The sequence below is a fragment of the Priestia sp. FSL W8-0524 genome (assembly GCF_038005965.1).
GTDB classification, from domain to species: Bacteria; Bacillota; Bacilli; order Bacillales; family Bacillaceae_H; genus Priestia; species Priestia zanthoxyli.
The window spans coordinates 677,542-691,178 of sequence record NZ_JBBOUG010000001.1 but is presented as its reverse complement, the minus strand read 5'-3'; the positions used below and the strand labels follow the sequence as shown (position 1 = coordinate 691,178).

Genomic DNA, 13,637 nt, shown 5'->3' with positions numbered 1-13,637 from the left:
TTTAAAGAGAGCTTGTCTATAATACAAATTAGAAAATAAATAGATATCCATAAATAAATTTATAAGAAAGGATAGCATAAATGATTGATTTTGAATGGTATCGCAGCTTTATTAGCATTTACAAATATCGATCCGTTTCTGAAGCAGCCAGAGCGAGGATCTTAACGCAGCCGGCCATGAGTCAGCACTTAGCTGCTTTAGAAGCTGAAATAGGCGAAGGTTTATTTATCCGTGCACCAAGAAAGATGATTCCAACAGAAAAAGGTAAAGAACTGTACACGCGTATTGTCCCGTTAATTGAAAGTCTAGAAGCTGCTTCAATTGAATTAAAAATGACCGCTTCATCTCCCGACGCGCTGCCGGTCGTAAAAATTGGTTCTCCCGTAGAGTATTTTACCGAACAAGCTTTAGAAAGAATAAAAGATGCAGGTATCCGCTGCTACAGCCAGTTTGGTATTGCTTCTGTTTTACTTGAAAAGATACAAAGCGACGAAATTGATATTGCGATTACAACCCAAAGATTGCAAATACCAGGAGTCGAATATACGGTCATTGAAGAAGAAGAGTTTGTCTTAACCGTCCCTCCTTCTTTTGAAATGACACCCAATGAAGACATAGAGGATTTTTTATACAATCAGCGGTGGATTAGCTATGGCCTTGAACTTCCTATTATCAGGCGTTTTTGGCGACAGCATTTTAAAAAACGGCCTGAAATTCAGCCTCATCATGTGATTCCAAATCTTCAAACGGTGTTAAAAGCCATTCAGCATCACATGGGAATCAGCCTGCTTCCCCGCTATTTGATTCAAGAAGCGCTCCAAGAAAAAAAGGTGAAAATCGAACTTGAACATTTAGCGGTAAAAAATCAGATCTTTCTTGCTTATAAACTTAAGCATCGAGATCATCCAGTCATTCAAAAAACGATACGCTCGTTAAAAAAAGAAACGAACCACTAATCAAACATCTTGATTAATGGTTCGTTTTTCACCTCGTCTAAAATCATTTTGTCCCAGTCTCTTCTTTTTTTGACAGCTGCTGTGATGAATCTACTCCTACGAGATCTAAAAAGAAAATAAAAATAGGAATACCAAGAATCAGCCCCCATACGCCCAAGAAATGTTCACCAAATACTAAAATGATAAACGTAATGAATGTTGGCAAGTTTGTTTTAGATGACATAAGCTTTGGATTTAATACATAGCTTTCAAGTGCGTGAAGTACTACCACCATAATTAACACAGATAGTACTTTTACACCGCCTCCTAAACTGTAAGCGATTGTACAAAGCGGAATGAGTGAAACAAATACCCCAAGAACCGGCACTAGCCCTAGTAGAAAGACCATAACGCCAAGCGCAAGCAAATTAGGAAACCCTAACACCCATAGGGCAATAACGGATAAAATGCTGTTCACAAAAGCGATAATAAACTGAACTTCTATTACCTTGCCGAAGGAATTAACAAATTTTCTCCCCAAATAGCCAGCTTCTTTGAAAAACCAGCCCAGCCTAGATTGTTCCAGTTGGACAAATAATCGGTGAATCCGCGACTTTTCAAGTAAAAAGAATAGGCTTAACAAGAGTGCTAAGAAAACTTGTGCACTTACTTTTCCAATATTAGATAAATAGCTGTATACTAAATCAATATTCTGCTGAATATTTTCTGGTGATTTGAATCTCTTTAGATTATCGATAATATAGGTGACGAATGTATTATCAGGGGGGTGCTTGTAAAAATACATCAGCTTCTGTACAAGCTCAGTAACTTGCGTCATAATAACCGGGATATATACATATCCTACAATACCGAGAGCACCAATCAGTGCGATATAGATGACGATGAGTATAAGCGTTGAATTAAGCGGAAGCTTTCTTCTTAACGTTTGTTGAAGACGACCAATTAAAAAGGTAAAAATAAACGTAAATAACAGCAGCTGAAGCATACTTCTAATGCTGACAAGTAAAACTGTAATAATAATAAGCGTAATGATGCGAACAGTAAGTTTGTTGTGAAGCCAACTTCTTGCAATATTCATGAAACCTTCAATTCTCCTATCTCTCTTTTTCCCAAGTCATTTGTATACATATAAATAAAACGGATACGCTAGACGCTCATATCCGCTTTCGCTATATATAGTGTATCATTTAATATTCAAATTTTACTATATTTCAGCGCTTTTTAGTATGTCTTTATTTTCTCTCCGCTATTCTTTTTCATTTTCCCATACATTATGATAAATTAGCTTGTCTAAATCCCTTCTTTTTTCCCAGTTAGCTTGTTCTAAGATTGGTTTCTCAGGGTATTTATCTGTATAGCCAATTGACATGAGCGCTACAGGATCAATATGAGGAGGAATATGTAAAATGTCACGTACATCATTTTTTTTATAAAAACTTACCCATCCCATTGCCAGTCCTTCTGCATATGAAGCAAGCCACATATTTTGAATCGCACACGCAGTTGACATCATATCAGTTTCTGGAATTGAGTTTCTTCCGAGAACATGAGAGCCCCCTCTTGTTGGATCACACGTTACGCAAATAGTTAACGGCGCTTCTTTTAATCCTTGAATCTTTAGCTCTAAAAAATCTTCTTTCTTTTCACCTTCATAATGAATAGCCAGTGCTCTTCTCTCTTTATCTGCTGCCCAGGCAAGTTTATTTTTCACTTCTGTATCAGATACTAATATAAAATTCCAAGGCTGCATAAACCCGACGGAAGGTCCGCTGTGAGCAGCCTGTAGAATGTTATAAACCGTTTCATTCGGAATCTCATCAGACAAAAATGTGCGTACATCTCTTCTTCCGTAAATCGCTTTGTATACCGCTTGCTTTTCGTCGTTTGTAAACGAATTCATCTTTTTCAACCTCCATTAAACTCTTTTTTTAACTATTTTTCTAAAAAAATATTAAAAAAATGTGATCTAAACTTTATATTTTCTCGTATTACTATATGAATCTATCATAAAGGAGGTTGCAAACATGTTCAACGACGTTTTAATGAACTTATTTAACGCGGTAAGCAGCATCATTAACACAATTGGATAATTTGATTGTACATATTGAGTAAGAGAGGAGGCATATTACATGCTAAACGAGGTACTTATGAACTTTTTTAACGCAGTAAGCAGCATCATCAACACAATCGGATAAAAAAAGCACAAAGAAAAGGGTAACTGCCATTACCACCGTCTTTATGCTTGACTAGTTCAAAATCATATATTTTACAATAAAAAGAACTCTTTGATTAGGAGTTCTTTTTACTTATCCTAACATGTTCCTTTTTATTTGTATATATGCCTTGCTATTTCAACAGATTCACTTATATGTTGCAAGCATACACGTAGGTCTGCAGCTCGTAGTGCAGTTCTTTTAAGTCTTCGGCTGCTTGAGTCAATAACTTCTTTCGCTGAGCTGTATACACATCTAGAATCGCTCTTTCTACTTTTACCTTTTCTTCATATAAAATATCTAACTTATCTTCATTTCCTTCAAGGGAAATAGGCTTTAACATAGCAAATTGATAAATGGGTTGTCCATAATCCAATTTTGTTAAAATAGAACCTACTAATACATCCTGCGAGCATTCGTATACGAAGTTTAACAGCGTACTTAATTCTTCTAGACGAGAAATATCCAGCTCTGCATTTTCATTGATCACAGTCCCTATATATTGAAAGCACTCTTCTTCTAACTCATTGTAAATAGTTGTGATGCGGTGCAGTACTTCATTCAACTTCATAAAGTTCCCCCTTCACACACGCTTCTTGATACAACCATATGACAAAACTTGGTGTTTTATACTAACGAAAAAGCGAGGAATATAAACCTCGCTTTTTCTCTTTATCGATACATACTGGCAATGTCTTCAATAAACATAAGCGGTTCTTCTTCTGTTAGTTGTTTAATTGGAGAATAATCCTCTCCACCAAAACTTTGATCTATGTCTTCAATAAACGAAGAAACTTCTTCTGACTCTTCACGATTAGCCGGCACTTCGTATTTCTGTAATTCTGTACGGTGCACGACGGATAAAATATGGCGAGGAAATTGCTGCTTCGTTTTTCCAAAACAGTATACCGGCTTGTGTTTCAAAAAGCGTTCTACTTCCTCTTGCCGGTTATAAATGCTTCCATGATCACCCCAAGCTACCACAACCAGTTCAGCATCTTCCACAGCTTTTTGAATATATTCACCTGTTCTTGTTCCAACAGCTTCTTCTTTTGAAAGCATGCGTAAAAACGAAACATGATCGGTTTGATAGCTGAATAAATAAACGATTTCTAAGACTCCAAATCCCCACTTTTGCGCCAGTTCTATGCATTTGGATACAGCTGTATCATCGCTGTATTCATACGTATTTTCTGGAAAGGACAAGATAAACGTAAGTTTACGTTCGTTTACTTCACTCCATTTGCATAATAGAGAATATTTGTATGTGCCTGTTTCATCAAAAATAACTTCTTTTTTCACTGCTTCCATCCCCCTGCCTTCTTACAATCTTGTTACTTATCTATTGCAAATGAGCTAAGCAGTAATCGTAACCTTGACTGTTAAAAGTTTTATTTTATATGTATTTCAAAATCATGCCTTCATGACAACTTTTCTGCCATTTTTTCAAAAAGCATTTTTTTCTTCTATACATGCTTTTTACAGCTAGTGAACATTCACATATATATCTTTACTCTTTTCGGACCTCCAGTCAAAATAGATAAAATCAAAAGAATGGTCTATAATAAAGAAATAACCAATGAACTTTTCACTCATGTTTTTGACCGTTACGGATTTTTTCTCAGCAGGTATGTTCAAAACTGATCCTCTGAGAAAATAGAAGATAAATTTGTGTAAAGAAAGGATTTTGTAAATGGCTACTACACACACATTTACAAGAGGAGAAGAAATTGCAAATGCGATTACACACGGCGTTGGAGCCGTACTCAGCATTGTGGGATTAACGCTTTTAATCGTACTTTCTTCGTTAGAAGGAACGCCTTGGCATGTTATCAGTTTTACTATTTACGGAGTAACCATGCTGCTTCTCTATGTCTCCTCTACGCTTGTCCATAGCTTTCCGGAAGGTAAGGTAAAAGATCTTTTTGAGATATTTGACCATTCTTCTATTTATTTGTTTATTGCCGGTACGTACACTCCATTTTTATTTATCGCAGTAAAAGGAACCACCGGCTGGACACTTTTTGGAATTGTATGGGGCATCGCTCTTGCAGGAATTGTATTCAAAGCTTTTTTTGTGAAGAAATTCCTTTTTATTTCCACCATTCTTTACGTATTTATGGGATGGATGATTGTGTTTGCGTGGGATTCGTTAACTCAAAACATTGCCCATCAAGGAATTGTCCTTCTTGTAGTTGGAGGCGTGTTGTATACAATCGGAGCCGTTTTTTACGTATGGCGAGGATTTCGTTTTCACCATATGATTTGGCATATGTTTGTTCTTGGCGGAACCGTACTTCACTTTTTAGCAATCATTTTATATGTATTGCCTATAACCAATTAAAAAAGGGCCTTCTGGCCCTTTTTTAATTGGTTATAGAATTTCTTACCACAGTTTTGCCATTTGAGTCACAAGCGTATAGACTCCTAGCACAGCCATAATAACGACCACAAAACCGCCAAAAACGGTAAGCCAAGTCGGATGCTTGTAATCCCCTACTATCTTCTTTTTATAAGCCGCTATAAGCATTGTACCGAGTGTAATAGGTAAGATTAACCCATTTAATGCTCCAGCTAAAATGAGCAGCGTGACCGGCTGACCAATCGTTAAGAAAACCAGGGTTGAAATCGTAATAAATGCAATGATAATCCAGTTTTCATATTTCTCAATCCTTTTGCTGAAGGATTTAATAAAGGAAACCGATGTATATGCCGAACCAATAACTGAAGTGATAGCCGCTGCTGCCATGACGACACCAAATAATTTATAGCCAATATCCCCTGCGGCTAACTGAAAAACAGAGGCAGGTGGATTATCGGGATTCAGTTTTAACCCTTGACTCAATACACCTAATGTTGCCAAAAATAGAAAAATTCGAATGATCGAAGCGATCGTAATGCCGGATACTGCTCCTCTTGTTACTTCCGGAATCGCGGCTTTTCCTTTGATTCCTGCATCTAATAAACGGTGACCTCCTGCAAATGTAATATATCCTCCTACCGTTCCTCCTACAAGAGTAACAATCGCCATTACGTCAATGTGATCCGGCCAAAATGTTTTAGATACCGCTTCTCCTACTGGCGGAGCGGAAGAAACCGCAACATACACCATTAAAATAATTAATATTCCGCCCATTAATTGAGCAAAACGATCCATTAATTTTCCGGCTTCTTTGACTAAAAAGATGGCAATAGAAATAATGGCTGTAATAACTGCACCAACTTTAGGAGAAATACCAAATAGCGCATTGAAGCCAAGACCCGCTCCTCCTACATTTCCAATATTAAATGCTAAGCCTCCGATTACAATTAAAATAGCAATAAATAAACCGAGACCTGGGAAAACACTGTTAGCAATATCCTGTGCTCTTTTTTCTGAGACGGCAATAATACGCCATACGTTTAGCTGAACGCCAATGTCTAATAAAATCGACAGTAAAATGACAAAACCAAAACTTGCGGCGAGAGCTTGTGTAAAGACAGTTGTTTGAGTTAAAAAACCTGGACCCACTGCTGAAGTAGCCATTAAAAATGCTGCTCCGAGGAGCACGCTCCAGTTGCGTTCTTTTTTCATGATGTCACCTCATTGTGGTTGAATAATGATTTGTTCTTCTTTTAGCTTGTCACAAATAGCTTTGGCAAATTCAACAGCATGTGCACCGTCTCCATGAATACAGACGGTATCTGCCTGAATCGGAATCTCTTCATTTTGCACAGTGAATACTTTCTTTTCTTTGACCATTTTAATTACTTGAGAAATAGCTGCTTTCTCATCTTGAATCACGGCGTTTTCAACGTTTCTCGGCGTCAGCATGCCGTTCTGTTGATAGGTTCGATCTGCAAATACTTCCTGAGACGTACGCAAGCCGATTTCGTTTCCAGCTTTAATCGATTCACTTCCAGCAAGACCATATAGAATAGCTTCCTCACTAACATTATAAACAGCTTCAGCAATAGCTTTAGCTATGTCTCGATCCCCTGCAGCCATATTATATAAAGCGCCATGAGGTTTCACATGATGAAGGGCCCCTCCTTCTGCACGTATAAAAGCTGAAAGAGCCCCCATTTGATACACCATCAAATCATAAGCTTCTCGAGGCGTAATTTTCATATATCTACGTCCAAATCCAGCTAAATCTTGCAATCCGGGGTGCGCGCCGATCGCCACATTTTCACTCAAAGCCAGCTTTACTGTTTCTCTCATAACCGAAGGATCTCCGGCATGAAAGCCACAAGCAATGTTTGCTGACGTTACATAGCGTAAAATTTCTTTATCATTTCCTAATCTATAGTTCCCAAAGCTCTCCCCTAAGTCACAGTTCAAATCAACGGTAGCCATTTTCTTCCCCCTTATATTTTCATTCGAAGTGCTCTTTTAATATGATTGATTTTCTTTTCCTGCTCCATATATAAATACTGCGCTTCATCCAGTGAAACGAATTGAAAAGAAACCTTTTGCCCTGGAGAAACTTGTGCCAGCGCCGAAAAATCGGCAGTTGCTACCTGCCCGATTCTAGGGTATCCTCCTGTCGTTTGATGATCTGCTAATAAAACAATGGGCTGTCCTTCTTTTGGTACTTGAATTGTACCAAACGTCACAGCGCTAGAAAGCAGCTCCTTTTCCTGCTGAAGGACTAGTTTCTTCCCTTTTAGCCTATAGCCCATTCGGTCAGATTGCGGCGTAACGTCAAATTCTTGATTAAAGAAATGTTGTTGACTTTCTTTCGTAAACCAATCAAATTCCGCACCTTTCATTGTGCGGATAATAGGCGTCTCGTATGAAGGAAGAAGTTTAGGATGAATGGTCCAAAAAGCCTGCTGAAAAGAGCGGTCCGTTTGCTTTTTCACCAGTTTCTTTATAATTGCTTCCCCTATTTCTGTAGGAGGATGGCTTAATACTTCGTCTCCTGACTGTAATGCTTTACCGTGCAGCCCTCCTATCCGAGCGCGAAGCGAAGTAGATGTACTTCCCATAACTGCAGGAACGTTAAAGGCACCGGAAACCGATAAATAAGAACGGCAACCTAAAGTCGGAACACCAAACTGCAGCACGCTCCCTTTTTTCACATATAAAGGCCGCCACATCTTTACGGCTTCATCATTAACAGTTGGCGATAAATCCCCTCCTGTCAGGGCAATTAAAGCATCTTGCTGAAATTCAATTTTTGGTCCCATTAACGTAATTTCAATAACCGGCTGATTTTCTTGATTTCCTACTAATAAGTTGGCAATCCTTAAAGCAACTTTGTCCATTGCCCCGCTGACAATCATGCCGTCCTTTTGATATCCATGTCTGCCGATATCTTGAATCGTTGTTAATAAACCAGGACGCATCACTTTAATACTCATCTTCATCCACCTCCTTTTGTGCTTCATATTCCGTTTCAGAAATGGAAACAAATCGGATACGATCACCTGCTTGAAGTAAGCTTGGCGAGTCTTTTTCTGGGTTAAATAGTGTAAGAGGAGTACGCCCGATCAACTGCCATCCTCCAGGTGTTTCAATTGGGTACACGCCGGTTTGCATTCCTGCGATGCCAACTGACCCTTTTGGGATGCTGTTTCTCGGTGATTCTTTCCTTGGAGTCGCAATTTTTTCACTCATCCCTCCTAAATAAGGAAAACCAGGAGCAAAGCCTATCATATACACCAAATATTCTCCGTTTGTATGAATGGAGATAACTTCATCAGGCGTTAATGAATGAAAAGCAGCTACTCTCTCTAAGTCCGGGCCGTACTTTCCTCCGTAACACACCGGAATGTCAATTTGTCTAGCGACCGCTTCAGATTTTTCTTCCTGGTGGAAAAGTAGTTCTTCAATATATGTAGATATTGCTGTGTAAGGATTTCTTCTTCCTTTTTCACTCATTATCCAAGGATCATAATAGATTGTAACCGTCGTAAAAGCCGGTACATATTCAATCATTCCCTTACATAATGATTGCTCTAGCACCTCAGTAAATTGCTGAATACGTTTATGTATACCGAAATTAATTTCGTCTCCAAATGAAACGACAATGCCGCTATCACCAAGAGGATAAAGTCGATAATCGTTACTCATTCCGTCTCCTCCTTTTTACTTAGTATTGTTTGAGCAGCTCCCTTTAATGCTGTAGTTAGACAGTTTTATTAGAATTACTAATGAAGTTATCATTTTCAAATAACATTTTCTTATATATCTAATAAAAAAAAGATCAATAAATCTGTATACCGTATGAATAACATTATACAAATATAAAATAATCTTATGTTCTACTAAAACAAACTCTAAATAAAAATTCAACCTTTTTAGAATTTTATCGTCAAAAGGATCACGTTTTTTCAGTTTTCCTCATAAGAAAACTGCTTTGTTTTTTATACCAAAGCAGTTTTTTGTAAACATCTACAAAAAGGAAAAACTCATGGGCAGTGAACCATTATATACCTCTGCGAGCAAAATCCACAAAACGAAACTTATCAAGACGATGACGTGATTCCGTATACTGAAAAAGGCTTGCATCTTCTAGATACACATAGTTTCTTACTACCACAATATGTTCATAGTCTTTCAAATCTAAGTAACATTTATCTTCGTCCGTCAGCTCGTCAACGGAAATTTCTTTTTTAGCAAAGCTGATTTTCAGCCCAAGATCTTTTTCTAAGTATTCATAAATAGAGCCTTTGCATATGTCTTTTGTGAGGTGAGGAACATATTTTTTATGAAAAAAATCTTTATCTAAAATAATTTTTTCTCCATCGATTTCACGTGCTCGAACTACTTTCCATATGAGATCTTTTTTCGTTGCGCCAAGCTGTGTGCACAAATCTTGATCAGCCTTGATTAATTCAAACTCTTTTACAATAGTAGTCGACGTATGTCCTAGCTTTTCCGCGACTTCTTTGAAGCTAACAAGTCCTGATACTGGAAAATCAAAGCGTGATACGTCTAATACAAAAGAACCTTTTCCTTTCATTTTTTGAATGTACCCATTTTGCGAGAGTAAATTTAACGCTTTCCGTATCGTTTCACGAGACGTTTGATACTGTTCAACAAGCTCATTTTCAGAAGGAAGTTTTGTATTAGGACGCCAGTCACCGCGTTTAATTTTATCGACTAACTGTTCGTAAATGCTGATAAATTTATTTTCTTTCAATTGCCATCACCTATTTTACTTTCTATATATACCCAATTGTATAAAAAGAACGATAGATTGTCACCCATCGTTCTTTTCGCTTTTTCTCTATTTTTTTAAATGATACACGATTGATTCATACGGCCGAAGTAAGACTCGCTTGAATTCCTTTGGTGAATCTTCGTAGTTAGACAGCAATATTTCACTATGATATCCTTCAAAAGTTAGATTTTCTGGCAGTTCAAAGGCTGTTTCGCTGCCGTAGAAATTGTTTATCACGAGCAGCTTTTCATCTGCTCCATTTCGGATATAAGCGAAAATCTGCTCGTCTTCTCCAAGAATCAATTCATAGTTTCCATAGGTGATAATCTCGTACTGCTTGCGCAGTGCAATAAGCTTTTGATAAAAATAAAAGATTGAATCTTTATCCTCTAACGCTTTTTCTACATTAATTTTACGGTAGTTATCGGCCGGATGAATCCATGGCTTTCCTTTTGTAAAACCTGCATTCGGCTTATCGTTCCATTGCACCGGTGTACGGGAATTATCTCTTGATTTATGTTTTAAAATTTCCAAAATTTCATTTTCGTCCATTCCTTGTGCACGTTTTATTTCATACACATTTAATGACTCCACATCTCTATATTCATCAATAGAGGAAAACTTCGGGTTTGTCATACCTATTTCTTCGCCTTGATAGATATAAGGCGTTCCCTGCATCAAATGAATCGTTGTAGCGAGCATTTTAGCAGATTTATTATGATAGAGTTCGTCGTCTCCATAGCGTGAAACAACGCGAGGCTGATCATGGTTGCACCAAAATAATGCATTCCATCCCCCACCTTTATTCATTTCCGTTTGCCAAGTTGATAGAATCTCTTTTAATTTAATAAAATCAAAATCTGCTAGGGCCCACTTTTCTCCATTCGGGTAATCGACTTTCAAATGATGAAAATTAAACGTCATACTAAGCTCGCGTCGGTCCGGATGAGAGTACTGAATACAGTGGTCAACGGTTGTGGACGACATTTCTCCAACGGTCATACTATCATATTTTGAAAAAACTTCTTGATTCATTTCCCGCATATATTCGTGCACGCGAGGACCGTCGGTGTAGAATTTCCGGCCATCTCCTGGTGCAACGGAACCGTCATCATCTAAAAAACGCTGATCTTTTGAAATTAAATTAATAACGTCCAGACGAAATCCATCTACTCCTTTTTCAAACCAAAACGTCATCATATCATACACGCTGCGGCGCACACGCTCGTTTTCCCAGTTCAAATCCGCTTGCGTAACATCAAACAAATGCAGATACGATTGTTCTGTGAGGTTATCATGCTCCCACGCGGATCCCCCAAATTTTGAAACCCAATTCGTCGGAGCACTTCCATCTTCTTTTTGATCTTTCCAAATATAAAAATCTCGGTACGGGTTATCTTTCGATTTTTTAGCTTCTTGAAACCATTCATGTTCAGTTGATGTATGATTAACGACAATATCCATGATGACTTTAAGACCCCGCTTATGCGCTTCTGTTACTAAAAGATCAAAATCCTCCATTGTTCCGTATTCTTCTTGAATAACAAAATAATCACTTATATCATATCCATTATCCCGCTGCGGTGATTTATAAATTGGCGTTAGCCACAGAACATCTACCCCGAGCTTTTTCAAATAATCTAGCTTTTCAATAATGCCAGCTATATCACCCACGCCGTTTCCAGTCGTATCATAAAAACTTTTTGGATAAATTTGATAAACAACCGATTTTTTCCACCAAGGTTCTTGCATCTTTAACACCACCATTTAATTCTTAGAATTATGTTGAAATGAGTCTGTACCCGCGACCGTTGATGTAACGGTTGATTTTTTCTGAAGCTTTCCGAGCGTTAACGTTAAAAGAAACGGCACAACGATTACGATGACCATTCCAATAATAAAAGGCGGCCAGCTCTGTGGAACAATTGATAACGGAGCTGGTATACCCCCAATTCCTACCGACGCTGCTTTCACTCCGGCTACAGATATGACAACACCGGCAATAGCTGAACCAATCACTGCAGAAATAAAAGCAAATCTAAAACGCAAATTCACACCAAACATTGCAGGTTCCGTAATGCCAAGCCACGCTGAAACCCCTGACGTTAAAGATAATCCTTTTAATTTCTCATCATCTTTTGAAAGAACCATTATCGCAAAAGCCGCAGAGCCCTGTGCAATATTCGATAATGCTACCATTGGCCATAAAAACGTACTTCCCACGCTTCCAATCAGCTGTAAATCTACGGCTAAAAATGTATGGTGCATGCCCGTAATAACAAGAGGAGCGTATAAACCTCCATATACAAGCCCTCCAATAAATGGAGCCGTTTTAAACAGCCATACAACTGCATCTGTAATAACATTTCCTATTGCAAATGTAATTGGACCAATTACAATAAAAGCGAGAAACCCTGTTACTAAAAGAGCTACAGGTGCTACAATCAAAAGTTGAAATCCATCCGGTATGCGTTTTCGTAAGAATAATTCGATTTTTGCCAAGACGAATGAAGCGACTAATACGGGTAAAACCTGTCCTTGATAGCCTACTTTCTCAACATGCAGGCCAAATAAATTCCACGTATCGATACTTCCTTTTTTTAATGCTTCTCCGTAAGACCAAGCATTTAGCAAGTCAGGATGTACAAGCATGAGCCCAAGGACAATTCCAAATAAAGGACTTCCTCCAAAACGCGTAACAGCTGACCACCCAATAAGAGCTGGCAAAAAGGCAAAAGCCGTATTCGCAATTAAATTAATCATGCTTGCGAAGTCTTTCCACTGTGTATGAACATCTACGATTGATTTATCATCGTAAAAAATTCCGGCTCCTGTTAGTACATTATTGATTCCCATCAATAAACCCGCGGTTACGATGGCCGGTAAAATAGGAATAAAAATGTCAGCTAATGTTTTTATTGCGCGCTGCAGCGGATTTAAGTTTTTAGCCGCTTCGTTTTTCACTTCTTCTTTTGATAGCTCGCCTATACCTGTAAGCGCCACCATTTCTTTATATACTTTATCCACCGTGCCTTGACCAATGACAACTTGAAACTGGCCGTTTGTAGAAAAAGATCCTTTTACTAATTCGTGCTCATCTAGCATACGTTGATTGACTTTACCTTCATCTTTTAAAACAAGTCGAAGGCGCGTTACACAGTGCGTTGCAGCAGAGATATTTTCTTTTCCGCCAACGGCTTCTACAATGCGTTCAACAGATTCTCGATTCATGTCTTTTCCCCCTTGTTTCCGCTTTCATTTCACTCCTATATCTCCTATCCCCCATATAAATCTCACCACAAACCTGTATATAC

The 13,637-nt window shown here is 38.1% G+C and carries 13 protein-coding genes; 2 read left to right on the top strand and 11 right to left on the bottom strand.

Annotated features, from left to right (window positions below):
- Positions 1-80: 80 nt before the first annotated feature.
- Positions 81-956, top strand: coding sequence for a LysR family transcriptional regulator (locus NST66_RS03450; protein WP_028412217.1), 876 nt, complete (start codon positions 81-83; stop codon positions 954-956).
- A 43-nt stretch (positions 957-999) separates the two neighbouring features.
- Here NST66_RS03450 and NST66_RS03445 read toward each other — a convergent pair whose 3' ends face one another.
- The 4 genes from NST66_RS03445 to NST66_RS03430 all read right to left on the bottom strand — a co-directional run bounded on the left by NST66_RS03445 (position 1,000) and on the right by NST66_RS03430 (position 4,480).
- On the bottom strand, positions 1,000-2,034 hold the full coding sequence (locus NST66_RS03445; RefSeq protein WP_340843059.1) for an AI-2E family transporter: 1,035 nt from the start codon (positions 2,032-2,034) through the stop codon (positions 1,000-1,002).
- Between the two features lie 168 nt (positions 2,035-2,202).
- On the bottom strand, positions 2,203-2,856 hold the full coding sequence (gene bluB / locus NST66_RS03440) for a 5,6-dimethylbenzimidazole synthase (RefSeq protein WP_013055676.1): 654 nt from the start codon (positions 2,854-2,856) through the stop codon (positions 2,203-2,205).
- 464 nt (positions 2,857-3,320) lie between these two features.
- Positions 3,321-3,740: a hypothetical protein gene (locus NST66_RS03435; RefSeq protein WP_016763238.1), complete on the bottom strand. Its 420-nt coding sequence runs from the start codon at positions 3,738-3,740 to the stop codon at positions 3,321-3,323.
- Positions 3,741-3,841: 101 nt separating this feature from the next.
- Positions 3,842-4,480, bottom strand: a complete 639-nt coding sequence (locus tag NST66_RS03430) for a DUF1643 domain-containing protein (RefSeq protein WP_217916040.1) — start codon at positions 4,478-4,480, stop codon at positions 3,842-3,844.
- A gap of 382 nt (positions 4,481-4,862) precedes the next feature.
- Between NST66_RS03430 and trhA the strand changes: the two genes are divergently transcribed.
- Positions 4,863-5,513, top strand: a complete 651-nt coding sequence (trhA, locus tag NST66_RS03425) for a PAQR family membrane homeostasis protein TrhA (protein ID WP_013055671.1) — start codon at positions 4,863-4,865, stop codon at positions 5,511-5,513.
- 42 nt (positions 5,514-5,555) lie between these two features.
- Here the strand turns inward: trhA and NST66_RS03420 are convergent, their stop codons facing one another.
- From NST66_RS03420 to treP, 7 genes are all read right to left on the bottom strand, one after another.
- Positions 5,556-6,743: an NRAMP family divalent metal transporter gene (locus NST66_RS03420; protein WP_033578187.1), complete on the bottom strand. Its 1,188-nt coding sequence runs from the start codon at positions 6,741-6,743 to the stop codon at positions 5,556-5,558.
- Between the two features lie 9 nt (positions 6,744-6,752).
- A complete protein-coding gene (locus NST66_RS03415) occupies positions 6,753-7,508 on the bottom strand; it encodes a LamB/YcsF family protein (RefSeq protein ID WP_034269755.1) in 756 nt (251 codons plus the stop codon).
- 11 nt (positions 7,509-7,519) lie between these two features.
- On the bottom strand, positions 7,520-8,518 hold the full coding sequence (locus NST66_RS03410; RefSeq protein WP_340843058.1) for a 5-oxoprolinase subunit C family protein: 999 nt from the start codon (positions 8,516-8,518) through the stop codon (positions 7,520-7,522).
- Positions 8,508-9,230 (bottom strand): 5-oxoprolinase subunit PxpB, encoded by a 723-nt coding sequence (gene pxpB / locus NST66_RS03405; protein WP_033578185.1) that lies wholly within the window; start codon positions 9,228-9,230, stop codon positions 8,508-8,510. The genes NST66_RS03410 and pxpB overlap by 11 nt, the downstream gene beginning before the upstream one ends.
- 355 nt (positions 9,231-9,585) lie before the next feature.
- A complete protein-coding gene (treR, locus tag NST66_RS03400; protein WP_028412210.1) occupies positions 9,586-10,302 on the bottom strand; it encodes a trehalose operon repressor in 717 nt (238 codons plus the stop codon).
- A gap of 87 nt (positions 10,303-10,389) precedes the next feature.
- Positions 10,390-12,075 (bottom strand): alpha,alpha-phosphotrehalase, encoded by a 1,686-nt coding sequence (treC, locus tag NST66_RS03395; protein WP_098626032.1) that lies wholly within the window; start codon positions 12,073-12,075, stop codon positions 10,390-10,392.
- Between the two features lie 15 nt (positions 12,076-12,090).
- Positions 12,091-13,554 carry a PTS system trehalose-specific EIIBC component gene (treP, locus tag NST66_RS03390; RefSeq protein WP_034269744.1) on the bottom strand — a complete coding sequence of 488 codons (1,464 nt, stop codon included), beginning with the start codon at positions 13,552-13,554 and terminating at the stop codon, positions 12,091-12,093.
- Positions 13,555-13,637: the final 83 nt, after the last annotated feature.

Excerpts from the sequence above, each read along its gene's own strand:
- NST66_RS03430 (WP_217916040.1), bottom strand. The coding sequence starts at position 4,480 with ATGGAAGCAGTGAAAAAAGAAGTTATTTTTGATGAAACAGGCACATAC.
- trhA (WP_013055671.1), top strand. The coding sequence starts at position 4,863 with ATGGCTACTACACACACATTTACAAGAGGAGAAGAAATTGCAAATGCG.
- NST66_RS03415 (WP_034269755.1), bottom strand. The coding sequence starts at position 7,508 with ATGGCTACCGTTGATTTGAACTGTGACTTAGGGGAGAGCTTTGGGAAC.
- treC (WP_098626032.1), bottom strand. The coding sequence starts at position 12,075 with ATGCAAGAACCTTGGTGGAAAAAATCGGTTGTTTATCAAATTTATCCA.
- NST66_RS03435 (WP_016763238.1), bottom strand. The coding sequence starts at position 3,740 with ATGAAGTTGAATGAAGTACTGCACCGCATCACAACTATTTACAATGAG.
- pxpB (WP_033578185.1), bottom strand. The coding sequence starts at position 9,230 with ATGAGTAACGATTATCGACTTTATCCTCTTGGTGATAGCGGCATTGTC.
- NST66_RS03450 (WP_028412217.1), top strand. The coding sequence starts at position 81 with ATGATTGATTTTGAATGGTATCGCAGCTTTATTAGCATTTACAAATAT.
- treP (WP_034269744.1), bottom strand. The coding sequence starts at position 13,554 with ATGAATCGAGAATCTGTTGAACGCATTGTAGAAGCCGTTGGCGGAAAA.
- bluB (WP_013055676.1), bottom strand. The coding sequence starts at position 2,856 with ATGAATTCGTTTACAAACGACGAAAAGCAAGCGGTATACAAAGCGATT.
- NST66_RS03410 (WP_340843058.1), bottom strand. The coding sequence starts at position 8,518 with ATGAGTATTAAAGTGATGCGTCCTGGTTTATTAACAACGATTCAAGAT.
- NST66_RS03445 (WP_340843059.1), bottom strand. The coding sequence starts at position 2,034 with ATGAATATTGCAAGAAGTTGGCTTCACAACAAACTTACTGTTCGCATC.
- NST66_RS03420 (WP_033578187.1), bottom strand. The coding sequence starts at position 6,743 with ATGAAAAAAGAACGCAACTGGAGCGTGCTCCTCGGAGCAGCATTTTTA.